Origin of the sequence: Bifidobacterium miconis (assembly GCF_019331735.1) — a bacterium.
GTDB lineage: Bacteria > Actinomycetota > Actinomycetes > Actinomycetales > Bifidobacteriaceae > Bifidobacterium > Bifidobacterium miconis.
On the sequence record NZ_JAHBBH010000043.1, the window covers coordinates 1 to 22,742 of the forward strand.

At 61.9% G+C, this 22,742-nt stretch carries 18 protein-coding genes and 1 pseudogene; 13 read left to right on the forward strand and 6 right to left on the reverse strand.

The features are described 5' to 3' along the window. From KIH79_RS10995 to KIH79_RS11020, 5 genes are all read left to right on the forward strand, one after another. Window positions 1-877 (forward strand): Abi family protein (locus KIH79_RS10995; RefSeq protein WP_219059412.1); only part of this gene is annotated, 877 nt, incomplete at its 5' end. Continuing rightward, entirely contained in the window at window positions 874-1,251 is a 378-nt protein-coding gene (locus tag KIH79_RS11000; protein WP_219059413.1) for an ImmA/IrrE family metallo-endopeptidase, read from the forward strand. The genes KIH79_RS10995 and KIH79_RS11000, both read left to right, overlap by 4 nt. Before the next feature lie 46 nt (window positions 1,252-1,297). Next, the gene (locus KIH79_RS11005) at window positions 1,298-1,762 is read left to right on the forward strand and encodes a hypothetical protein (RefSeq protein WP_219059414.1); all 465 of its coding nucleotides are present in this window, start codon (window positions 1,298-1,300) and stop codon (window positions 1,760-1,762) included. 9 nt (window positions 1,763-1,771) lie between these two features. Beyond that, a complete protein-coding gene (locus KIH79_RS12975) occupies window positions 1,772-2,815 on the forward strand; it encodes a DUF4236 domain-containing protein (RefSeq protein WP_236023816.1) in 1,044 nt (347 codons plus the stop codon). A 173-nt stretch (window positions 2,816-2,988) separates the two neighbouring features. Next, window positions 2,989-4,176, forward strand: coding sequence for a tyrosine-type recombinase/integrase (locus KIH79_RS11020; RefSeq protein ID WP_219059415.1), 1,188 nt, complete (start codon window positions 2,989-2,991; stop codon window positions 4,174-4,176). Between the two features lie 288 nt (window positions 4,177-4,464). On the opposite strand, the gene KIH79_RS13270 is transcribed toward KIH79_RS11020, so the two are convergent. Together KIH79_RS13270 and KIH79_RS11030 are read right to left on the reverse strand one after the other, a co-directional pair. Further along, window positions 4,465-4,704, reverse strand: coding sequence for a holin (locus KIH79_RS13270; RefSeq protein ID WP_219059427.1), 240 nt, complete (start codon window positions 4,702-4,704; stop codon window positions 4,465-4,467). A 321-nt stretch (window positions 4,705-5,025) separates the two neighbouring features. Further along, window positions 5,026-5,676, reverse strand: coding sequence for a hypothetical protein (locus tag KIH79_RS11030; protein WP_219059416.1), 651 nt, complete (start codon window positions 5,674-5,676; stop codon window positions 5,026-5,028). A 17-nt stretch (window positions 5,677-5,693) separates the two neighbouring features. Between KIH79_RS11030 and KIH79_RS11035 the strand changes: the two genes are divergently transcribed. Both KIH79_RS11035 and KIH79_RS11040 read left to right on the forward strand, forming a co-directional pair. Continuing rightward, window positions 5,694-5,864, forward strand: coding sequence for a hypothetical protein (locus tag KIH79_RS11035; RefSeq protein ID WP_219059417.1), 171 nt, complete (start codon window positions 5,694-5,696; stop codon window positions 5,862-5,864). An 18-nt stretch (window positions 5,865-5,882) separates the two neighbouring features. Continuing rightward, window positions 5,883-6,482, forward strand: a complete 600-nt coding sequence (locus tag KIH79_RS11040; RefSeq protein ID WP_219059418.1) for a hypothetical protein — start codon at window positions 5,883-5,885, stop codon at window positions 6,480-6,482. 87 nt (window positions 6,483-6,569) lie between these two features. Here the strand turns inward: KIH79_RS11040 and KIH79_RS11045 are convergent, their stop codons facing one another. From KIH79_RS11045 to KIH79_RS13275, 4 genes and pseudogenes are all read right to left on the reverse strand, one after another. Further along, a complete protein-coding gene (locus tag KIH79_RS11045) occupies window positions 6,570-8,462 on the reverse strand; it encodes a hypothetical protein (RefSeq protein ID WP_219059419.1) in 1,893 nt (630 codons plus the stop codon). Next, complete coding sequence (locus tag KIH79_RS11050) at window positions 8,459-9,121, reverse strand: 5' nucleotidase, NT5C type (RefSeq protein ID WP_219059420.1); 663 nt, start codon at window positions 9,119-9,121, stop codon at window positions 8,459-8,461. Before KIH79_RS11050 ends, KIH79_RS11045 begins: the two co-directional genes overlap by 4 nt. Window positions 9,122-9,235: 114 nt before the next feature. Continuing rightward, window positions 9,236-11,260 (reverse strand): PASTA domain-containing protein, encoded by a 2,025-nt coding sequence (locus KIH79_RS11055; RefSeq protein ID WP_219059428.1) that lies wholly within the window; start codon window positions 11,258-11,260, stop codon window positions 9,236-9,238. Window positions 11,261-11,332: 72 nt separating this feature from the next. Continuing rightward, window positions 11,333-11,401, reverse strand: a pseudogene (locus KIH79_RS13275) (zinc-ribbon domain-containing protein); the annotation flags it as partial. Between the two features lie 338 nt (window positions 11,402-11,739). On the opposite strand from KIH79_RS13275, the gene KIH79_RS11065 reads away from it, so the two are divergent. The 6 genes from KIH79_RS11065 to KIH79_RS11090 all read left to right on the forward strand — a co-directional run bounded on the left by KIH79_RS11065 (window position 11,740) and on the right by KIH79_RS11090 (window position 22,285). Next, entirely contained in the window at window positions 11,740-11,961 is a 222-nt protein-coding gene (locus tag KIH79_RS11065; RefSeq protein WP_219059421.1) for a hypothetical protein, read from the forward strand. Between the two features lie 167 nt (window positions 11,962-12,128). Beyond that, complete coding sequence (locus KIH79_RS11070; RefSeq protein WP_219059422.1) at window positions 12,129-12,770, forward strand: hypothetical protein; 642 nt, start codon at window positions 12,129-12,131, stop codon at window positions 12,768-12,770. Between the two features lie 279 nt (window positions 12,771-13,049). Further along, window positions 13,050-13,427 carry a hypothetical protein gene (locus tag KIH79_RS11075; RefSeq protein ID WP_219059423.1) on the forward strand — a complete coding sequence of 126 codons (378 nt, stop codon included), beginning with the start codon at window positions 13,050-13,052 and terminating at the stop codon, window positions 13,425-13,427. A 99-nt stretch (window positions 13,428-13,526) separates the two neighbouring features. After that, window positions 13,527-17,150 carry a PD-(D/E)XK nuclease family protein gene (locus KIH79_RS11080; protein ID WP_219059424.1) on the forward strand — a complete coding sequence of 1,208 codons (3,624 nt, stop codon included), beginning with the start codon at window positions 13,527-13,529 and terminating at the stop codon, window positions 17,148-17,150. Next, window positions 17,147-21,277 (forward strand): UvrD-helicase domain-containing protein, encoded by a 4,131-nt coding sequence (locus KIH79_RS13150; RefSeq protein WP_219059425.1) that lies wholly within the window; start codon window positions 17,147-17,149, stop codon window positions 21,275-21,277. Before KIH79_RS11080 ends, KIH79_RS13150 begins: the two co-directional genes overlap by 4 nt. 135 nt (window positions 21,278-21,412) lie before the next feature. Next, complete coding sequence (locus tag KIH79_RS11090; protein ID WP_219059426.1) at window positions 21,413-22,285, forward strand: hypothetical protein; 873 nt, start codon at window positions 21,413-21,415, stop codon at window positions 22,283-22,285. Window positions 22,286-22,742: the final 457 nt, after the last annotated feature.

Here is a 22,742-nt window from a genome sequence, read left to right on the forward strand (position 1 = left end):
GGAACAGGTGCGTCGCCTGCGGGATCGTGGCCTCATCATCAGTGACGAGTCGAAGGCCGTGAAGTTGCTGTCGGACACGAACTACTATCGGCTTCGCGGCTATTGGATCACTCTCGAACAGGACGGGCGTTTCCTGCCCGGCACCATGCTGGACGATATCAGGGAAACCTACCTGCTGGACCGGGAACTAAGACTGTGGCTGTGGGCCGCGATCGGACCCGTGGAAATCAAAGCGCGAACCGCGTTCGCCTATCATCTGGGAACGGCCTGCGGGCCACTGGCGCACAAGACTCCCGGCCTGTTCGAGAACAACGCCGCATACGCGAGGTCGATGCGCGGCTATGCGAAGGAAATGGCGCGGGCGGAACGCGACGGCGTGCCCTGCGTGGTGCACAACCTGCGCAAATACGGAGACCTGCCCATATGGGCCGCAGTCGAAATCATGTCGATGGGCACCGTATCCCAGCTGTACGGCAACCTGTCCGACCATGCCGCATACCCGGACGGGCTCACGGTCAACAAGGCCATCGCACAGGATTTCGGCGTCAAGCAGTTCCTGCTCAAAAGCTGGCTACGACACCTGACCTACATCCGCAACCTATGCGGACACCACAGCCGCATCTACAACCGGACCATGACCACACGAGCCACACTGCTCAAAATGGACTCACGCCACGACGGGGCGAAGGCATGGCCCACCATCATCACGCTCATGCGCCTCTACCAGCGGCTCTGGCCCGAACAATGGCATGATCTGGCATGTGGACTGGCCCGACTGATCGACTCGCATCCCACGGTACCGCTCGAACCAATGGGATTCCCCGCCGATTGGCGTTTCATCCTTGGCGTGGTTCGCCGGGAGGCAGGGGGAGAATGACGCACCAAGGTAAAGGTGCCGGGACGTGGGAGGTGCGCGTGGTCATCACCAGCCAACTGCCCGCCGACTGGCAAGGCGCGTACGACTCGGAGGAGAACGTGATCCTCATGGCCGACAATCTGACGCCAATCCAGTACGCGTGCGTACTGGCGCACGAGATGAGCCACGCCAAACACGGCGACAAGGGCTGCCACGCGGACAAGTGGACGGAGCGGCGGGCCGACATCGAGGCGGCGCGCATGCTCATCCGCTTGGACGACTACAAGCGGGCCGAGCAGGTGTGCGACGACGAGGTGTGGATCGCCCACGAGCTCGACGTCATGCCATGGGTCGTCCGAGCGTTCCGCGAATGGCTCCATGACAGCGGACTATAAGGTTTGCCGCACGAACGGCGTGCAGCCAGAGAGAATAGAGAACACCATGAAGAAAACGATCGCGCTGCTCGCTGCGGCAACAATGTTGTTCGGGCTGACCGCCTGCGGCAACGGCAACACGTCCGCGACGACCAATAACGCCAGCGGCACGTCCGGCCAACAGACGGAACAGGAGAAGCCGAAGTCCGCCGATCTGACCGGCGACTGGAAGCAGACCAATTCCAAGAGCGAAGACTCGTGGATGGAGGCGACCATTTCCGGTGACACCATCGAAGTCAACTGGATGGGCGGCGACACCAAGAGCCTCTACTGGAAAGGCAGCTACGAGGCACCCACGGAAGCTGGCGACTGGAAGTGGACCAGCAAGGGCGACACCGAAGCCATGAAGTCCGCGCTTCTGGCGTCGCAGGACGAAACCAAGGATTTCTCTTATTCCGCCGACAAGCAGGAACTCACCTATGAGACCACCATGCTCGGCACCACCATGACCATCCGCATGAGCAAGCAGTAAAGGCGCGGCATGGGATTCAGATTCCGTAAGAGTATATCCTTCGGCAAGGGAGTGCGCGTCAACATCGGGAAGAAGGGCGTGACCAGCGTGACGTTCGGCAAGCGCGGAACACCGCACGTCACCGTCGGCAAGAACGGGACGCGCGCCGGCATGTCCATTCCCGGTACCGGACTCAGCTACGAAACCAGACTGGACAAACCAAAGAAGAAAACCAGCAGACAGGCGACGAAGCCCGCCAAGCAAAGGAGAATCACCATGAAAGACGAGGAAGCGACCCGAGTCATGCCAACGGTCGAGCCGGAGGCACCGACCCAGATCATCGACGCCACAGTGGCGCCGGAACAGACGGCGCAGCCGTCCGGCGACATCATCGTCCCGCCCACGACGGTTGACGGTGGAGGCGATGACGGCAATGACGGCGGCAAGCGCGGATCGCATAAGCCGAAGAAGAAGGGCATCGTGCGACGAATCCTCAAAATCATCGCGTGGGCGGTCGCGTTCCTCGTAGTCCTCTGCATTGGCTTCGCCGCCGGCGGCACGCCGGTCGATCCAACCACGACAACGCAGTACAAGGAACTCCAGCAGCAGCTCACCAGCCAGCAGGAGAAAACCAAGGACGTGCAGTCGCAGCTCGACGAACTGACCAAGAAGGTCGGCGATCTCGACGCGCTGCAGAAGCAGCTTGACCAGCAGAAGAGCGAACAGGAGGAGACGCAGAAGAAGCTCGACGAGCAGCAGAAGACGCAGGAGCAAAAGCAGTCGGAACTCGACCAGCGTGAGAAGAACATCGCCCAACGCGAGGCCGAGAAAAAGCAGAAGGAACAAGAGGCCATCCAAGCGGCACAACAGCAGGAACAGCAGCAGTCTGAACAGTCGACGCAGCAGACCACTACGGAGCAATCGCAGTCCACGACCACTCCGCAGCAGTCCACAAACGTCCACTACGCGAACTGCTCGGCCGTGCGTGCCGCAGGTAAGGCGCCGCTCTACAAGGGTGAGCCCGGCTACTCGTCCAAGCTCGACCGTGACGGCGACGGCGTGGCCTGCGAATAAACGAAAACGCCCCGCACCGGCATAACGCCGAATGCGGGGCTGACTCCTGGATGAGTGCTGCAACATTCATCCCGGCACATGAGAAACACCACCCAACAAGGAAAACGAAAGGAGGAGTTCCACCCATCATCATACCGCGAGCGCGGCCGTGAGATGGGCGGAGCATACCCGAAATGGCGAACATCACGAAATACCAGACCGCAGGGGGAGCGCGTTATCGGGTTCGGTATCGCAAGCCCGACGGCACTCAAACCGACAAGCGCGGGTTTAAACGCAAGATCGACGCGGAGACGTGGGCGGCGAAGCAGGTCACCGTTGCCAAGGCCGAGGGCACGTTCATCGACCCGACGGCAGGCAAGGCCACGGTCGGCGATCTCGCCGAAGCGTGGCTGGCGAAGAAGCGGCTCGGTACGAAACCCAGTTACTACGATGATCTGGAAGGCGCGTGGCGCAAGTACGTGGCTCCCACGTGGCAGTACGTGCCGGTGTCTGCCGTGACGCGTGAGGACGCGCAGCAGTGGGTGGCCCAGATCAGCCGGGGCAAGACCGTCAAGGACGAGCGGGGGAGAGACGTTGTCCTGGTAAAGCCGAAGAGCGCGAGCGTGGTCATCCGGGCGCACGGCGTCTTGGCCGGGATCCTCGACGACGCCGTCACGGATCGGCGGATCCCCGTCAATCCTGTGCGTGGCGTGGAACTGCCACGCAAAACCAAGTCGAAGCACACGTATTTGACCGCCGTGCAGCTCGACCGGCTGGCAAACGCGTGCGAGGGACAACGGCGCACGCTTGTGCTCACGCTGGGCTTGTGCGGTATGCGATGGGGAGAATGCGTCGGCCTGACCGTCGACGACATCGATTTCACACGGCGTCGCATCGGCATCAGTCGGAGCGCCACGCAGATCAACCGGCGTATCGTCGTCGGCACGCCGAAAACGCATGAGATACGCACCATCATGTACCCCAAGCAGCTCGACATGCTCTTGCGAGCGCAGTGCGCCGGCAAGACGGGAAGCGAGCTAGTGTTTCAGGATTCGTCGACCGTGGACGGGTATGTGCATCAGCCGCACAGTCCGAAGGCGGACGGGTCGAATTGGTTCGCTCGTGCCTGTGATATGGCGGGCGTGCCGAGGATGACGGTGCATGATCTACGGCATACGGCCGCGTCGTTGATGGTGCGCAGCGGTGCGAACGTGAAGGCTGTGCAGCGTCAGCTTGGTCATGCGTCGGCGGCGATGACGTTGGACGTGTACGCCGACCTGTTCGACGATGATCTGGACGCGCTCAGCAGTGAGCTGTCGAACATGCTGCTTCAGGAAAATGTGGGCAAAATGTGGGCAAACGAGATGTTGGAGGTGGCGTAATCTAAGCGACAGTAGGGCTGTCGGGCGTAAGTGTCGCGGGTTCAAATCCCGCTGGTCCGACTTTCGGGAAGATTGGAAAATAGCCGCTTTGCCTTACGGGAGTAGGGCTGAGCGGCTTTTCTATTTTCCGCATTTTTCTCTATTTTTCACCTAATTTCCGGCAATGTGTGCCCAAAATGTGCCCACGGCAGTGAGAACGTAAACCGTTGTCCCGGAACGCAAAAGCGCCCCACCGGCCTCCGTTGCGGAGGACTGGCGGGGCGCTTCTCATTAGGGGAGCGTGTTGGCTTACTGTCCTGCGATGGTGGCGACGTTGTGGCCGTCGTCTACCTCGGGGATGCCTGCCGTGCTGGTGAGGAGGCTGAGGATTGCGGCGAGTCCTGCGGTGCCGGCGATGACGCGCCAGTCGACCGAGCCGATCAGGGTGGTGGTGCCGATGGCGGCGACCGCGGACTGAGTTGCGGTTTTGACCGTGCGAATCGCAGCGGTGCGGCATGTGCTAGTGAAGATCGTGACCGCGAACGAGATGGGTCAGGCTTGCAGAAGGATGCTTGACCTGATACAGGCCGGGATGTTGCATCATCTGCTCGATGGCGGCCAGCCCCAATGGGGCAAGGTGGTAAACGAACGTGACCACGAGTCCCATCGGGTGAAGCGGTGAGCAACGATTCGACCGGGTTATCGCCGGAACCTCCATATGGCAGAGTGTCAGCCAACAGGTCACGCAGAACGCATACAAACGGGATCAGGCAGACCAGGCCACCGTGGACAACAGTGGGAGATGGAATACCGCAGCCATAACCAAATACTCAGCTGAGCCAACGATTTAGCTCGATTTAGCTCGGAATCTCAACGATTCCAGGTTTCTGTTTCTGTTACACATTGCCTACACGTGTATTCGAAGCCGTGAGGGGTGACGTGCAGATGGCCTTGCAAAGTCGGGGAGAGGCGGAACAGCGCGAGGAACAGGCCGAGCAGTTCGGAGCCTCCGGATTGCAGCATGTTTGCGGCGGCTTGCAGCAGGTGGGCGTATTGCTGGTTGCAGCCGTACTCCTTGGAGCCTCCGCGCACACGGGGAGAGATGAACCGAAGTTTCGCTGCGGAGAACGCGTCCTGCCAAGCCTGCGGATCCGCCGCGGCGAGCAGTTCCATGCGCTGTTGCTCGGTCAGATAGCGACGTCCGAACCGTTCGCTGAGTGCGATCATCCATGCGGGGGACAGTTCGTAACGGTAGTCATCCAGTTGTATTGTTTTGCTATCGGCGGTTGCGTCGATAGGTTGCAGCGGTTGCAGGAAGTGCGGGCGGGCCTGCGCGAACAGCGGATGATCGATGATCCGCAGGACGGTGTCCGCGTCGCACAGGTTCCGATCGAGTACTTGCGCGAGCAGCGGGCAGCGCAGGGCACGGCTCATTGCCTTGGCGTGGCCGCCGGTATCGGTAAGACCGTCGATTTCCAAGGGCTCGCGGTTGCTGGCGGTGTCGTTGATGGTTGCGTTCATGGTGATGTTCCTTGTTAGTGGCAGTGATCGGTGTTTGCTTGGTGGATGCCGGCGGCAACAAGAACACCGCGTGGAAGGCACAGATCGGCACGCTGTTCTCCAAGGTGTACGTCACCGATCAGACCACCGTCGCACTGAACGGCAAAAGCGTCGCAACCGACGATATCGTGCTTCCCGGCACATACTAGGCGAGCTGGTCCGACGGCGTGCAGCAGGGCGAATGGGAAGCCAAAGCTTCCGCCGGATCGAGCTTCAGCATTTTTCCGGACAACACCAAGCGCGAGAAGATGACGTTCACCGACTCGGCGAAAACCAGCGACAAGCTCCTGAAACTAATCCGTGATGAAGCCGAGGAGATCCCCGTCTGCGCGTGGCTCCGCCAGTATCAGAACGAGGACGACAGCCAGTTCATGCGTCCCAATTCCACCGCCGATGGCTGCCAGAACATCGCTGACGCCTCCGGCCTGAGCATCAAATCGCTCGGCTCCTATGATCGTTCGCTCAAGGGCTGGCCGATCACGGTGCAGGGCAGTGTGAAGGCGTACGTCGCCTCCTATCAGACCGGCGGCCTGTACGACCCGAAGTACCGCGAGCCGATGGAAGCGGACAGCTCCAAATACTGCCAGCAGGATGAACAGTCCGAGACGCTCACCTGCGCGTCATACACGCTGCAGGACGTCGACCTTACCGGTCTGAAGATGGTCTACTCGCTCACCGGAGAACAGGCGTCCGTGGACGAATCCGAGTCCAACGAGGCGTTCGTGGCCGACAAGCTGTTCAAGGGCTATCCGATTTGGAAGAACTGACTTTCACACCATCTCGTTCATATACGGCAGGGGCCGGCACGATTTTCGTGTCGGCCCCTGCCGGTGTCTGCGTTTACAGTGCGTCGGTTAATTCCAATGAACGGCCACGAACCGGGCCTTAGCGTCCAAGGAGGACTTTGACAAGCCGGTGCCTTCCATCACCAAGTAGGGACTACGGTCAGCGGGGTACAGTGACGGATTCTCCTCCACGGAATCATGGTCATGGAATACATGGCGGTTGAAGAAATCACGAATGCCCTTTTTCCAAGTTCGACGGCATCCGTCATCCGCGATGATTTTTCTCGTCCTGTCTTCCATGGCATCCTGGTCAGAGTAGCCGCCGTTGTACTGCGGCAGTGAGACCGTTCCGCTGTCCCGGAGGAACGTGACCCGATGCTCCTCCATCACGACATTGCCTTCATCGGTATCCAAATGATACGCGGGAACGCCTTTCCTGCAGCGTCTCCACACAAAGAAACTATGGAACACTGGCAGCGACACCAGCAAGGATAGGGCGGCGCAGATGACAGCCACTGCCTGCGTCGGAACCGGGAGCTGGATCCCCATCGCGGTGACGCCCAGTGATAGGCATGAGACCGAGGCGATCAGCAGGTTCGCGGAGATCAGGACATTCGGGTACCGGGTCAGATCCTGCGACACTGAGTGATTGAACGAATTGATGCGGCGAGCCACCCATAAGGTGAACAGCAACGCGAGAATGTCCGTGACGCTCCCGATCTTGTCGCCGATTGACTTCGTTATTTCGAGGTTTCCGATGATGAATGTGTTGGTTCCGCACCCGACAAGCAACAGCAATGACCATGCACAGTTCGCCAGTATGGTGGGCAGCTTGTTCAACAACGTCAAATGCAGGTGGAGCGCGGGCAGCAGGTCGCGCTTTCCCGCACTGATGTGCACCCTGCCGGCGGCGACGCTGGAACGGATGCGCTTCCGTCGCTCCCCGCGCAGATCCCATTCGACCAGCGCGATGCTGCTGTCTCCGATCGGATTGATCTCGATGTGTGTGGATTGCGCCGCATCGGTCTGGAACGACAGATCCAGTTGTTCCGAAGAGGACAGCATATAACGGTCCCAGTCGGACTCCTGATAGCTGCTGTCGAACGACAGTTTGACAAGGCACCGGCTGCCCACCTGCTCTTCCGGGATGAGCACGACACATGCATAGTTCTCGCACAAGCTGGACAGCAGCAGCAAGTAGGTGGTCAATGCATCTGTCGACCCTTGTGCAGGTATCTCGTCGACGAATTGGTCCAATCCCCGCAGCAGCGCCTGTATGGATTGCCTCTGAACCTGATAATAGCCATCCGATGCCCCATTGCTGTCACCGACTTGCGGACTGTCTTCGGGACTTGGCACATCGTCAACATGTTGGCCGTTCAGCCTCTTCAGCACATTGCGAATTCGCTGGAATCGATCCTTGTTGACTTCCTTCAGATCCACCGGAGTGCAGACGATGCCGAGATGCGCGTCGCGTGCGTGGAAGGATTCATTGCCGCCATGCAGCTGTTGGAAGACGGTGCCGCAAAGCTCCTGCAGCCGTTCGTAGCCTTCGATCGCATCAAAGCAATAATCGAGCGCCGCGGCGGCGATGTCCTTGTTGTCGTCCAATCGCAGCAGTGGCACGGGATCGCCTCCGCCCACGGTCACGTCCGCATGGATCAGATCGCCCTTGCCCAGAAACGTGAGCGGCACGGCGATCAGCCCGTTTCCGGTATCCGTGTCGCGCCATGCAATCCGCATGGTTTTCGGCAGCAGAAAATCGAATCCGATGTTTCGTCTCGTGGTGCCCTGTTCGGTGAACGTCACGGTTTCCACACGACGTTCGATCCACGTGTCTTGTCCAAGCAGCAGCATGGCGCACTTCCAACGAAACATGTCGTCCCGACAGTCCCACGGATCTCCGAGCATTTTTCTCGGACTCGTGTGTATCTGGTCGTTATGCCGTTCGGTTCCGCTCATCTCCGTGCTCCTTCCGCCTGTCCATGCTCCGATTCCGGCCAATCGTCGAACCATTCGAGCAGCCGGTCCACCGATTCGTCGCTCCAGTCGCGCAGTCTTGGCCCGTCGAACCCGCGGTTGTACGGCTGGTCGAACACGACGACATGTTGTCCTACCTCGCGCAGCGTCGCGATGTTGGCCGGGGAGTCGTCGATGCTGACGGTCGCCTGCATGCTGTCCTTCAAGCCGGTGAAGCACAGCGACATGTACGGGATGTGCTGTTCGTCCAGCCACTGCGCGGTATCCGCGACGACCATGCGATGCTGGCCGGCGACGAACAGTCGATGGGTGACGATGCGAATGTACACGTGTTCGGCGGCCAGCCTCTGCATCGCGTGCGCCACTCCGTCGATCGGACGCATCGTGGCGTACAGGTGCTCATTCTCCGCCGCCTTGTGAGCAGCTATGTAGTCGTCGAACGTGTCGAACGGCCAACCGGACGCTCGGTCGAGCTCGTAGCGGTCATCCGACGGAACGGTTGACTCGTCCATCATGCCGTGACGGACCAGATAGTCGCGCAGCGCGCCCTTGTAGTCGGCGCATACGCCGTCCAGATCAAGGTTGAGCACGCGGTAGCCTTTCAGGCCGACCCGCTGGTTCATGTACTGTTCCGGGATCATAGGTGCTTCTTTCGGGAAAGAGTGGTTTGCAACGGTTCTGGACAATAGGTCCCCGCTGCTTTCGTCATTATGACTTCATGATGACGAAAGCAGCGGGGGAGCGTCAGGCCGGTTTCACTGCGATTGCTTCCATTGGTAGAACGCCTCCTGCTGGTGGCTGTTGACCAGAATGTTGGTGGTCAGAGGCGCATCGGTGGTGAAGTCGTAACTGCCTGCATTCCATGATTTCACTTCGTTGTTGAGCTTTGCGGAGTCATATCCTTTCGGGTATGCGGTGAACGATCCGCACGGTTCCATGCCGTACGCGTCGGTTATGGTGACCTTCACGCCGTTCTCGATGTGGGTGTCGCCCTTCTTGCCCTCCACGGCGAACCGACTCGCGTCGCATTGCAGCGCATATGAGCCGTCGTCATTCTTCGAGGCCGACGAGAAACGGCCCGAGAATGTTGCCTCGACACGACTGCCGTTCGGATAGTCCGGGCCGGTGACGCCCATGTCGCTGTCGTGGTATTCGCCGGTGAACGATCCGTCTGCCGCCAGAGTCAGTACCGTACCCCAACCGCCGTTGCCTGAGGAGAATGCGTAGTTCCCCGCAAGCTGGCGGAAAGCTCCGTTCGGATCATCAACCGCGTCAGAACCGTTCGATCCGTTGCCGTCGTCGCCGTTGGTTTCGACAGTACCGTCAATCTGATTCCAGTCGATCGGGGTTTCCACCAGATAGTAGACGTTCTTCTTGTTCGGAGCCTCCTTGAATTTGACGGGTTTGCCGCCGACGGACGGGACATACGGATTGTATTGAGGGCCGGTCGCTTTGGAGTCGATCGCAACCGGCTTGTAACCGGAGTTGTCGCGCTTGATGACGTATGGGCGATCCTTGTCCGGCTCATAATCGGATTTGTTGGTGAAGTAGCCGTCCGATTCGAGTGTGGACAGATCCGCGTCGACCGGCATGTACACGAAGAAGTCGTCCGCCTTGTAGGTTTCACCCGTGCTTCGTTGCGTCCCGTCTCCTTTGGAGAGATGACCGTTGTCGCAATACACGTATCCGGGAGTGGTGGGAGCGAGATCGTCGCCGCAATACGCGGTGCCAAGACCCTGATACAGCTCGAACGCGCCGGTGTCACCGGAGATCAGGCTGTTCGCCAATGATGATCCTTGCACATCTTGAGGATCCAGCCGATTGGTAGGCGTGCACACGTACACGTTTTGTGCGATACCGCACAGGTTCAGACTATCGGTCTTGTTGTAAGTGCCGCTCACGTAGTACGTGCCGTTACCTATCTGCGATTCGTTCTCGCTCATGGTGATGCAGTCGCCGTCCTCCGTGCAATAGCGCCCGGCAAGACGATCCGTGCGCAGCACATCCTTGGTGGTGATCGATGTCCGCTGTTGCTTTATGCCGGTCAGCACGTCGTATCGTCCGCTTGCGTCCACTCCGTAATAGAGCGTGACGTCGGTCGCGTCGGTCTTGACGCCGATGCCGGGGCTGGCGCCCACGATCTTGCCCAGATACCGCCGGCTGCTGAACCGTGGCTCGAGCGTGACCGTGTATCCCTTGCCGGACAGTTCGCTTTCGGCCTGGTCCTTGTCCATGCCGGCGATTTCGACGGGCACGCCGTCGCCTTCGACGCCGACGCCGACGTGGATGCCCTCCTTGGCGTCGGTGACGGGCTGGCCGTCGGCCGGCATGGTGACGGACACCTTGCCCGGGTTCTCGGAAACGACCTCGTGTTCGGTGACTTTCACGCCCATGGTCTTGAGCGTGGTTTCGGCCTGCTTGACGGCGGATCCGACCGTGCCCTTGGGTACGCCGGGGCCGAGCGATTCAAGTACGGTGACCTCGCTGCCCTTGGCAAGGCGTTCGCCGGCCTTCGCGCCTTCCATGCCGATATAGCCGCCCTTGCGGACGGCGTTGTACTGCTGCTTCTTCTTGACGATGAAGCCCTTGTCCTTTAGCTGCTTGGCCACGTCGTCCGCGTCGGACGCCTCGACCGTGGGCACGGTCTGCGGGCCCCACAGTTCCATTTTGTACGTGACGAACGTGGTCACGCATACGGCGATCGCCACCAATGCCGCGATGACGGTGACGATCATCGCGGTCGGAATCCCGCGCTTCGCGGTCGCATCATCGGAAGGCACGACGTCCGCGACGTCGACGATGGGCGAATCGTCAGACTGAGCCGGTCGCGCGGGCGCCGCCGCCGCGAATGACGCTCCGCATCGGCGGCAGAACCTCGCCTCGTCCCGATTGTCTGTTCCACATTGTGCGCAGGGTTTCATGACCTGTGGTTCCTTTCTCTCTCATCGGCGTTGACGGTCGGCCGTCAAACGACCTGCCATCCGTTGTATCAGACCGGTCGGGCCGGCACGGTTCCCGCGATCATTCCGCGGATGGCGTCCGGTCCGATGCCGTTGCCGGTTGATTACACCGGACAATTTCGCGGCACGCCGACGGATCGTTGTCGTTCGAGGTGTGTCGGACGGTCCTCGTCGCAGAACGGCGTCTTGTCCGGTGATAGAGGACAGATGCGCGGAAGGCTTCCTCCACGAAACCGGAAAGCGCAGGCAAGACGGGAGCTCGAAGGTCGGGTTCCCAACCACAAATGGAGGTTGTTGCCATGATTTCGTTCATCATCACGTTTATGACGATTCTGGGGATTCTGATGCTCATCGTGCTGGCGCCGGCCATACTGTTCGGCGCGTTCCTCAGCACGCCGATCGGTACGGTCGTCGCGGGGATCATCAACTGGTGTCTCGGCATGATCGTTCCGGTCTGTCTTGTGGTCGGAGCGTTCGTCGTGATCGGCGGCATTCTCAGTCTGTTCGGCGGAGACAAGTGATCCCTTCCGAATCGGCGGGCGGTTCGGTGGAGCGACGCGTCCGTCGATCGGCATTTCCAGCGCGACAGGCGTTCGGCCGCATCCGGCGTCCGACAGGGCGATATTCCGGTTCCGCGCCGTTGCGTGGAGACGTTTACCATCAACGATAACGACATGAAGGAGAGACGATGACGAATAACGATCGTCGGCCGTTGGTCTTGATCGATTTCGACGGGGTGATCAACCAGTTCCCCGACGAGAAGGTGCGCCGCAGGCAAAACTCGACCACGTGGATGAAGCCCGGGGATCCCCGCATCCCCGTGTACGATCCGGCAAACTGGTTCATTCCAGACCACACGGACAAGGCGTGGGCCGGCCGGTATCACGGCCGGCTGAAGATCACCTGGTCCGGCGAACTCGTCGAACGGCTCAACGCGCTTGACGCGCAGATCCTGTGGCTGAGCACATGGCAACCGTACATCGACACCCTCAACCCCAAGCTCGGCGTCACTTGGCCCACATTGCACTGGTACGATCCGGTCACCCGCGAAGGCCGATACACGGGCAAACGGCGTATGGTACTCAACCATTTGGCATTGGGTCGGCCAATCGTGTGGATCGACGACGAGGAAACCACCTATCAGGCCGGACTCGCCATACAAGCCCACAAGCCTACCGCACCGGTGCTCGCCGTCGGTCCCGACTCGTGCATCGGCATCAGCCGACCGCAAATGGATCTGATCGAACGGTTCGTCGCCCAGCCGCCCGAGGAGCCGACCGTGCGCTTCGAGGTCACCGGCGAAGGACACGAAGGACACTGGGGATTCTGACAGTTCAGAGTCTGACGGTTGGCGATGGCAACGATCCAGTCCTGCACTCGCGCCAGATCGGCATCGACTCAATGCAAGACTATGGCGCCGTCGGCAAGCTCGCCCGGCGTATCTGCTGGCATACGGACGACTGGCATGATGACGGTGCGAACGGCAGGTCAGGGACGACGTGAACGATGCACGCGACCATGTCGGCATGCGCAGCTGAGAAGCGATGCCATCCAAAAAAACATTTCATGCCGGTTCTATGCAAGGTGAGAAGAAAGGAAAACAAGAACTATGACCATCATGATCAAGCCGGAAACGCAGGGGCTGAAGCATGGGTCGAAGGCCGTAGGCATCGAGTACGCGATCCGTCGTGCGAGGGACAAGGCGTGGCTGTTCGACGCGGATTGGGACGGTAACGACGTCTCATGGGAGCCATACGCGGATGACGCCACATGGCAGGGTGATTTTGAGGACATTATCCGACTGGCAGCACTCAACCAGTTGCTCACTTACGATGACGCAGACAATCCGCATCTCATAAACGGATTGGAATTCGTGTCGCGCCCGTGGTTTTACGAAGAAGACTACCTCGACTTGGATGAGGATACGCCTCTTGACGTGCTCGATTTCAGCCTGATCGGCGTGAACCCGGAGGAGTTCACCGAATGATCCCAAGACAGATGCGAGAAAGCTGCGAGTCGGGGGCATGGCGCGCAGTGCAGGAAGTGTACATTGGCAAGAGGTAAGGATATGACGCGAGGAGGCCTCATGGGCTTGAACATCCTGGAAACGGACGGCGGCGAAGACTCGCTGGATGCGCTGATATCCCGCGCTGCGGCGGATATGGCCGCCGACAGGGGCGACGGAGTCAACGGGGTCGGCCGGACATGGGACGTCAGCGACTCCGACGGGGCAAGCGCCGACGGGGTCAGCAAGTCCACCGGGCCCGACGAAGCCGACAGGGCCGACAGGGGCGACGAACGGTTCATCATGATTACGCCGGCGCGGCTGCGCCCCTATGCGGAGCGCCGGGTGCTTGCGTATCTGCGCGATCATCCCGTGGGACGACCGGGCGTGACGCTTGAGGTGCATTCGTTCACGAGCATGGCCCGTTCGGTGATCGGCAACCGGTACGGCGGGCGCTATGCGAAACCCATGGTGAATCCGTTCACGCTGCGCGCGTTCCTTGCGTCGCGCATGCGTCATGATCCGCGGACGTTCCGGACGGCCGGCGAAACGTTCGGATCCGCAAACCAGTTCGCCGTGCAGGTGACGGAACTCATCAACGCCGGAATTCGGCCGGACGACATCAACGACATTCCGGATGCTGATGATCGCATGCGCGCGTTGGCGAAGCTGCTGGCGCTGATGAACGACGAGTTCGGCGATTTCACGATGCCGGGAGCCAATGCGCGCGTGATCGCGCCATGGGCGAAAGACCACGGCGACGGCCTGCACGTCTACCTGTACGGATTCGAATGGATGACGGCCGATGAGATGCTCGCCACCGCGGCATTGGCCGAGTCGGCCGACTGCGTGCTGTGCACGGAATGGGGATGCCGTCCGGACTTCGTGGACGCGCTCCTTCCGGCCGATGGCCCGACCGCGCGGGGAACAGATGCGATTCCTCCATTGCTGCATGCGACCGTGCCGTCCGTATACTCCGCGGCGGACGAATGCGACGAAATCCGTCAGGTGGCCTGCATGATCGACCTGCTGCGCGAGCGGGCCGACGAGCACGGCGAACCGTTCTCCTATGGCGACGTGCTGGTCACGGCCCGCAACGTCGGACCGTATCAAGCGATGCTGGCGACCGAATTCGCCTATCACGGCATACCGGTGAACGCGACTCCGACCGCCACGATGGCCGACCAGCCGTTCGCCGGACTGCTGCTCGGCCTGCTGGACGAGCGACTGTACGACGACGTGCCGGACGCGACCGTACTGTCGGCGGTGTTCCGTTCCCGTCTGCTGCGCGGCCGCTACCGATTCTCGGATCGTGACCTGGATCGTGTGAAAGACGCGCTGTACGCGTCGGACCCGGCCAAGGTCTGGGCAGGCGCGTCGCCGTCGCATGCGCTGAACGACACGGTGTCCCGTATGCGCGAGCTGATCGACGAGGCCCGACCCGTATTCGCGGGCATCGAGCTCGAACCGGCGCGCACGGTGCAGGAGACGCTAACCGGCATGGTCCGGTTCCTGGTACGGATCGGCGCGAATCTGTCGTGGCAGGAAACCGTCACGGATGATATGGGCGCCGCGGAATCGGACGATGCGCGCGTTCACGGCGAAGCTCAAGAGCGTTTGTTCTCCCAGACCAGAACCGTGTGGAATCTGGTCATGCGCGAATTCGACGCGCTGGCCGATCGGTTCGGGGACGAGCCGTTCGCGGATTTCCAACCGATGTTCCGTGACAATTTGGAAACGCTGCTGCTCGAACAGCCCTTGCACGATCAGGCAAGGGCGTCGAACGCGGTCGACGTGGTCGCGTTCCCGACCCCGATGCGCCCGTATCGTCATGTGTTCGTGCTGGGCGCGACCGAATCGCAGCTGCCCGCCATTCCCGGGGAAACCGGCCTGTTGGACGAGTCGGAGCGACTGCGGATCGCCGACGCGCTGGCCGGGCAGGGCAACGTCGTCGCGGCGGCCGGTCTGCGTTCCGGAACAGTGCACAGCAAGGCCCGCCGCGAAGTCTCCGCGTTCAACCGAGTGGCGCGCTACGCGCGGGAGGTGACGATGCTCTGTCCTCGCACGGCCGGCGGCACGGCTCAGTCGTTGTCCCCGTTCGCGGCGGCACTGCTGTCCGACGCCGACCGTGACGGCGTCGACGGACCTGTCGGGGCTCCGACGCTGGACAGCCTGCCCGCGGCGGTCGACGGCACGTCGCATCCGCTGGCATTGCGTTCGACGGACGACAGCAGACTGGACCCCGGTCTCATGATCGGCCTGTTCACCCGGCCGTCCGACGCGTCCGACGAATCCTCTCCGCGCGTACTCGACACTTCCGTCTCCGCGGTGCAGAGCTTCTATGCGAACCCGTTCGAAACGTTCCTGTCCCGTGGGCTCAAAGTCCAGCCGGTCAAACCGTTCACGTTCGATCCGGCCACCAAGGGCAGCTTCTACCACGCGGTGCTGGAACGGCTCATCGACGTGAAGATCGCCGCCCGGCAGCATGACGGCGACACGTCCGCGATACCTGCCGTCTACCGCGACAGGGACGCGCTGAAAACCGACGGCGAGCTGATCGACTTGTTCGCGCGGCTCGACTTTCGGCCCGAACCGATCGCCGGTTCGACGCTGGCGACTGACAGCCTGCTCGAAGCCAACCCCGAGTTCGAAATCCTAGCTTCCAGCCGGCGCATGAACGCCGTGCGAGAACAGTTGAAGGACACGTTGCGCATGTTCCTGCACCGGCTCGACCTGACGGTCGCGTCTTGGCAGTCCAATCTGCTCGACGAGACGGTACAGACCGCGCCGGCGAAAAAGCGGGGCAAGACGGCGACACCCGCGGCCGCCGTGCACGATGAGCCGCTGTTCACCGAAAAACAGTTCGGCGACATTCACGGCACCAGCGCGGACTGGCCCGCGCTCACCTCGCACATCACCGGAACCCAAGACGGCGCTCCCGTCGACGTGACCGTGCGCGTGCGCGGCAAGGTCGACCGCATCGACCGCATCGAACGGGACGGCCATGAAGGCTCACTGGTGATCGACTACAAGTCGTCCCCGCACGTCCTGTTCGACGCGGACGGCAAAACCCCGACGGGCACCCACGTGTACTACGGGCACGAACTGCAGTTGCTGAATTATGCGCGCGCCGTCATGGCGTCCGGGGAAACCATGCCGCCGATCGCCGGCATGATCTTCCTGCCGATCCGTGAGAAATCCTCGGACGCAAAAGTGTCCGGCGAAGCCACGGATCTGCAACCGGCCGGGGAATCGCCGCGGGAACTCGCCGCGACCATCTGCGGTACCGGACTTCGGCTCAAGGAGCATCCGGCGCTGCACCTCGCCACGGCGGGAACGCTCATCGGCCCGTGGAAGTGCGGCAAGGCGGCTTCATTGCCTCAACAGGTGCTGAGCCCCGACGAGCTGCAATTGCTGTGCGACCATGCACGGCGCATGATCGACGCGGCGTGCGAAGCCATGCTGTCCGGCGACCTGCCGGTGGCGCCGTACCGGCTGCTGAAGGGCGACTCCACCGAGGTCGGGCGCGACGGATTGAAATACAGCGACTATCCGGACGTCATGGCATTGGACATGCTGGACGAATCCGCGTGGCGGATGCAGCGCCCCGTGTCTCTCGACGGGTTGCTGGACGCGGCGCGCAACGGGACCGTGCCGGATCCGACCGGCAGAACGACGGGCATGATCGAGGAGGAGGAACGGTGAACGACAACAGGTATTTCATCAGCGCTTCGGCCGGCACCGGCAAGACGACGCGACTGCTGCAGGACGTCATGATCGACCTGCTGGAACGTGCGCAATCCGACGGCCGGGCGTCCATCCGTGAATCGCTGATCGTCACGTTCACCATCGCCGCGGCAGCGGAACTGCGCGCCAAGCTCGGACGCAACCTCGCGTTCGCCGTCGATTACGCGCATTCGTACGCGTCCGACGACGGCGAACGACTGCACGACTCCGACTATCTCATCGGAGGCGACGACGGCGACCTCGCGGGCATGATCAGACAGGATCCGATCACCGCGGCGGCGGTGTTCTCCAAGGCGTCCAACGAGCTGCCGACCGCGCAGATCAGCACGATCGACGCGCTCGACAAGCACATCGTCGACCGCAACGCGGATGTGCTCGGCATCGACCCCGGCTACCGGATCATGGCCGATGCGGCCATCCGCTCCGGCATGCAGCACACGGTGATCGACGCATTGTTCGAACAGTGGTATGCGCCCGACGATCCCGAACACGACCGGTTCCTCGACCTGCTGGACAACACCGGGGGAGCGGACAACGACGCAATGCTCGCCGACGAGATCCTGCGACTGTACGATCAGGTGCAAACCAAGCCGAACGGGTTGGAATGGCTGTCCACGCTGTCGGAACCGTACCGGGCGCGTTTCGACGGTTTGCGGCCGGTGCGCGGCGTCAGCTGGATCGTCGACGCGTTCATGAACGAACGGCATGAGGTCTTGGAACGGTTGCGCGCGCAGGTCGCGGACATGCTCGCCGCGTTCGCGGCGGAACGCGGGGATCCGCGCGACGGCGTGCGTCTGCTGCATGACAGCAGGGTGTTCGGTCCCGTGTTCGCCGCGGTGGATGCGGTGTACGACGCGTACGGAAACGGTTCATGGGATGACGTGGTCGCGGCGACCGCTCGCGCGCGGGACGTGATCGTCGAGGTCAACGACGGTCGTAAAACGCTGCGAAGCGACAATTTCGACGTGGTGGCCGACCTGTTCCCCGACATCGTCAAAAAATCCGACGAGAACTCCACCGCGGTCGACGCGCTCAGGCAGGTTCGGGACCATGCCAAAGACCTGCGGTCCGTGTTCGCGCTGCCTGCGGCGCAGATGGACGCATTGGATGCGGCCGCGCAGCGGCGCATCGATACGCTGGTCCGCCTGACCGGCCTGTTCGCGGCGCGATACGACGAGGAGAAGCGACGGGCCGCGGTGAAGGAATTCCCCGACATCGCGCATCTGGCATTGGCCGCGCTGGAACTCGACGACGTGCGCGAACGGGTCGGCAGCCAATGGCGTTACGTGTACGTGGACGAATGCCAGGACAACAACGCGCTGCAGAACCGTTTCATCGACATGATCGGCCGGAACGCCGCCAAGGTGACGATGGTCGGCGACGTCAAGCAGAGCATCTACGGGTTCCGGTACGCGCAGCCCGAGGAATTCCGTCGCAAAAGCCGGGAAGTGCCCGCCGAACACCGGTCGACGCTGTCACAGAACCACCGGTCGGTTCCCGAAATCCTCATCTTCGCCAACACGGTGTTCGACCATCTCATGCGCGAGGACATGGGCGGCGCCGACTATCTGCAGGACTGTTTCCAGATTCCGAACGTGCCGGAACGATACGACGCGACGGCAGTGGAGCTGCTGATGCGCCGGCGGCGGGACTCGGGCGGCGAAGGTGGCGTGGCTGACGCGGCTGACGGGGCCGGCAACGATGACGGGGCGAACGTTGCGGCGTCCGGGGCGACGTCGCTGCCGCGCATCAGCCCGGACCAGCAGCAGGTCGACATGATCGTCCGCCGCATCCGCCGGCTGCACGACGAGGAAGGCTACCGGTACGGCGACATCGCGGTGCTGGGGCGCAGCTCGAAACTGTTCGGCGAACTATACGACGAGCTGACCGAAGCCGGCATCTCGGTCGAAGTCAACGGCGTGGGCGACTACTACCGGAAACCGGAGATTATGATCGCGCTGGACTGGCTGCGCGCGATCGACAACCCGCACCGGGATGTGCCCATAGTCGCCCTGCTGCGCGCGCACGGCATCACGGACAACGATCTGGCCGCGATGCTCCTGCTGGACAAGGGAAGCTACTACGGCATCCTGCACCGGATCGCCTACCCGTCCAACAAGGCTCCGTCGTTTTCGCCTCTGCCCGGCGAGCTGTCCGAGCACGTTGGTGTGCTGCGCGCGTTCTTCGACCAGTTCGAGTCGCTGCGTGCGTTCGCCGCGACGCATCCGATCGACGAACTACTGTGGCGCATCTACACGCAGACCGGCTGGTACGACTACTGCGGGCGACTGTCCGACGGACACCAGCGGCAGGCGAACCTCGCCCAACTGTGCGTCAAGGCGCGCACATTCGCGGGCACGGAGGCGAGGGGCATCCCTGCGTTCCTCAAAGCCGTCGAACAATGGCAGGCCAACGGCAACAAGGACGTCAACGCGGAGGCCGTGACGCTGTCCACCAAGGACGCGGTCCACATGACCACCATCCACCAGGCCAAGGGACTGCAGTGGAAGGCCGTGATCCTCGCCGACGCCACTTCGGCCACGTATGACGCCAAGAACCTGCCGCGGTTCGTGACCGTGCAGAAGCCCGGCGACCCCGAACACGGCGTCGCCGCGTGCAGGATCGCGGACGAGCGCGCGCAGAGCGTAGTGGACACGTTCCAACGCCGATACCTAGCTGGCATCGTCAAACGGCAGGCCATCGAGGAACAGCTGCGACTGCTGTACGTGGCGCTGACCCGTCCGGAACGCAAGCTCATCATCGCCGGCATCGGCAAGGACGATTTCAACACACTGCTGACCGAGGTCCAAGAGCGGACGCAGGCGTTCCGACCTGACGGCTCCGTCGCTGCGGACGACGTCATGAACGGCAACCAGTACGTGACCTGGATACTGCAGGCGCTGCACGCGGCGAGTCTGCACGCCGGCGAGCAAGGCGCGGAAGACTTCAAGATGATCCCCGCCGAAACCGGTGAGGACGGCGGGTCGATGGCGTTCGGTTTCCTGCCGATATCGGACGGATTGGCACAGGACACGACGGCCGGCAACGCGTCCGGCCGACGCATCGTATTGATCCGCGATCTGGAGGACGTGCGTGTGCCATCCCGACAGGACGACGAACAGGGCTGCTCGGAGCGGGCCATTGCCGCGAAGCGTCCGTCGCCGGAAGGATTCGCGTCGGTCGACGAACGCGTGCCGGACGGGCAACGCCGTCCGCTCACGCTCAACGCGTCGGGCATCCGCAACTGGGCTCAAGCCATGGCACAGGACGGGCTCGACGACGATGACGTGTCATCGTCGGCATCCGGCGGAACCATCGTTCAGGACAATGCGGACGAGCGTTCATGGCGGTTCTCCGCCTACCCGCTGCCGGATTTCATGACCGGACTCGGGGCAGGACCGTCCGCCGCCGAAATCGGCACCGGCGTGCACAACGTGCTTGAACAATTCGACTGGTCGACGCCGGCGGAGTCCGCTGCATGCGCCGCACAGTTACGCGCGGTGATCCATCGGCTCGCCGCGGCGCGGATCATTTCCGACGCGGCCGCGCGCGAGATCGAACACGGTCCGCTGTTCGACGGCATGATGTGGTTCGTGTGCCCGGGGGATGGGATGCTCGGCGGCGGTGCGTCGCTGGCGGATGGCATCCGCGCGCATCGCGACCGGCTGTACCGCGAAGCACCGTTCTCGTTGCTGCTCGACGACCGGGAACTGCGAGGAATCGCGGCCACGGGCGGATTGTCCGTGAGTGGGACGGAAGGTGCGGACAGCGCCGGTGCCGCGGCACGCGGGGGAGTCACGGGCGACGGGGTCATCGTGCGCGGTGTCATCGACGGCTACTACGTCGACGACGCGACGCGCAGCATCGTCCTGTTCGACTACAAGACCGACGCGATGCGCGACGACGGCGACTCCGGCATTGCACGCTGGATGCGACGCCTGCACGACGACTACTGCGGACAACAGGCGTTGTACGCCAAGGCGCTGCAGCAGCTCTACCCCAAGTACACGGTCACCGAGCGTTGGCTGGTAGGTTTGGTCGGACACCGTTTCATCGACGTATCGGACACCGGTATCTCCGGCTGATCGATGGCTTGTCCTGACCTGACCTAGTACTTTGTCGGATTTAATGTGATGGGTTCTGACTACCCCTCAGTCACTGCGTGACAGCTCGTCCGGTGGCTCGGCCTGATCCTCGACCATCTGAAGCAATGCCACGGCATGCGTGAAGCGACCACGCCGGACGAAATCCGACACTGCGGGCTCATGCACATCGCCGGTTTCGGTTCGCTGAACCTTGCCGACGACAGACCGGCGGGGGTGGACGGTCAGATTGCGCCGGACAATGCGGCCGATGCGTTCCCTGCCGCGATGATGGACGCCGAACTGGACGCGAGCATCGAACGGCTTGGCGAACAGACGGCCATGAGCGCCGGCGACTGGAAGGAACTCCGGCTCGGCCAAGGCAACCTCGACAAGCGGGCCATTGAGGAATGGATCGCCACATTCGAATTCAATCATCTCGACCTGCACGTCGAATGGTTCGGCGAGGGCGGCGCCGATTTCGCGCTGCCGATCACGCACTGGTACGACGAACGCATGGAACAGCCTGACGACTGGTCCGTGCCGCAGGTGGAACCGGGCGACCCGTGCGGTTTCCTCGATCTGAACCGCTCGTTCGAATGCGGCGAGCTGACTCCCATGGTCAACGCCACGTTCGACGCGAACGACGGGCACGTGATGCGCGCATACGCCAACGACGTGCTCATCCCCGAACTGGCGGACAACAACCACCAGCTCACCGACGATTCTGACAAGGCGCTCGAATGGGTGATCGCGATCAGAGAGACCGCCACCAACAGTCTCATCCCCGTGTTTCCGGGCGCGTGGCTGCGCTGGCGAGCCGAATACGACGGCGATTTCAACCAGCTCGACGTGCTCAACTGGAACGACTACCGCAGGAAGATCGCGTCTTACATCGAATACTGGGACGATAGCACGCCGCTCGACCCTGTCAAAGCCAGGGCGAAGGCTGCGGAACTGGAAGCCGCGATTCGGCAGGTCGCCGACGACGGAATCAAGCCGGTCGAGTGATGGCCGTTGATGGCCGTCCCGTCAGAGCGCGTTTTCGTCGGCGGGAGGATCGGGGAGATGTGCATATGGCCGGCCACCATGACCTGAATGGATATTTCAGAATCGTTGCCGTTGTTCGTCATGGCTCTATTGCAATCCATCGACGTAGCGCGGTAAGCCGATCCGCGCTACACAAAAGGCGACTATGTCCATGATGGGGGTATGACAGGGGCGAGCAGGCCGTCGGACATCACCCGTAATGCAGACCTCGCATTACGCAACAGCAAGGTTTTGGTAAAACCAGCAGCAAAGTTCTGGTTATTGCTAGAGCAATGTTATGGTAATGTATACAGCAAGGTTTTGGTTTTCCGAGCTGAAGGAGCCTTGCATGATCCCACGATTGCTTACCGAACAGGTGCAACGGTCCGCCGCATGGTTTCCGATCGTTTCCGTCACCGGACCGCGTCAAAGCGGCAAG

What these genes read in the sequence shown, in the direction of transcription:
- KIH79_RS11000 (WP_219059413.1), top strand. Translation starts at nt 874, where the DNA reads ATGACGCACCAAGGTAAAGGTGCCGGGACGTGGGAGGTGCGCGTGGTC.
- KIH79_RS11005 (WP_219059414.1), top strand. Translation starts at nt 1,298, where the DNA reads ATGAAGAAAACGATCGCGCTGCTCGCTGCGGCAACAATGTTGTTCGGG.
- KIH79_RS12975 (WP_236023816.1), top strand. Translation starts at nt 1,772, where the DNA reads ATGGGATTCAGATTCCGTAAGAGTATATCCTTCGGCAAGGGAGTGCGC.
- KIH79_RS11020 (WP_219059415.1), top strand. Translation starts at nt 2,989, where the DNA reads ATGGCGAACATCACGAAATACCAGACCGCAGGGGGAGCGCGTTATCGG.
- KIH79_RS11030 (WP_219059416.1), bottom strand. Translation starts at nt 5,676, where the DNA reads ATGAACGCAACCATCAACGACACCGCCAGCAACCGCGAGCCCTTGGAA.
- KIH79_RS11045 (WP_219059419.1), bottom strand. Translation starts at nt 8,462, where the DNA reads ATGAGCGGAACCGAACGGCATAACGACCAGATACACACGAGTCCGAGA.
- KIH79_RS11050 (WP_219059420.1), bottom strand. Translation starts at nt 9,121, where the DNA reads ATGATCCCGGAACAGTACATGAACCAGCGGGTCGGCCTGAAAGGCTAC.
- KIH79_RS11065 (WP_219059421.1), top strand. Translation starts at nt 11,740, where the DNA reads ATGATTTCGTTCATCATCACGTTTATGACGATTCTGGGGATTCTGATG.
- KIH79_RS11070 (WP_219059422.1), top strand. Translation starts at nt 12,129, where the DNA reads ATGACGAATAACGATCGTCGGCCGTTGGTCTTGATCGATTTCGACGGG.
- KIH79_RS11075 (WP_219059423.1), top strand. Translation starts at nt 13,050, where the DNA reads ATGACCATCATGATCAAGCCGGAAACGCAGGGGCTGAAGCATGGGTCG.
- KIH79_RS11080 (WP_219059424.1), top strand. Translation starts at nt 13,527, where the DNA reads ATGGGCTTGAACATCCTGGAAACGGACGGCGGCGAAGACTCGCTGGAT.
- KIH79_RS11090 (WP_219059426.1), top strand. Translation starts at nt 21,413, where the DNA reads ATGCGTGAAGCGACCACGCCGGACGAAATCCGACACTGCGGGCTCATG.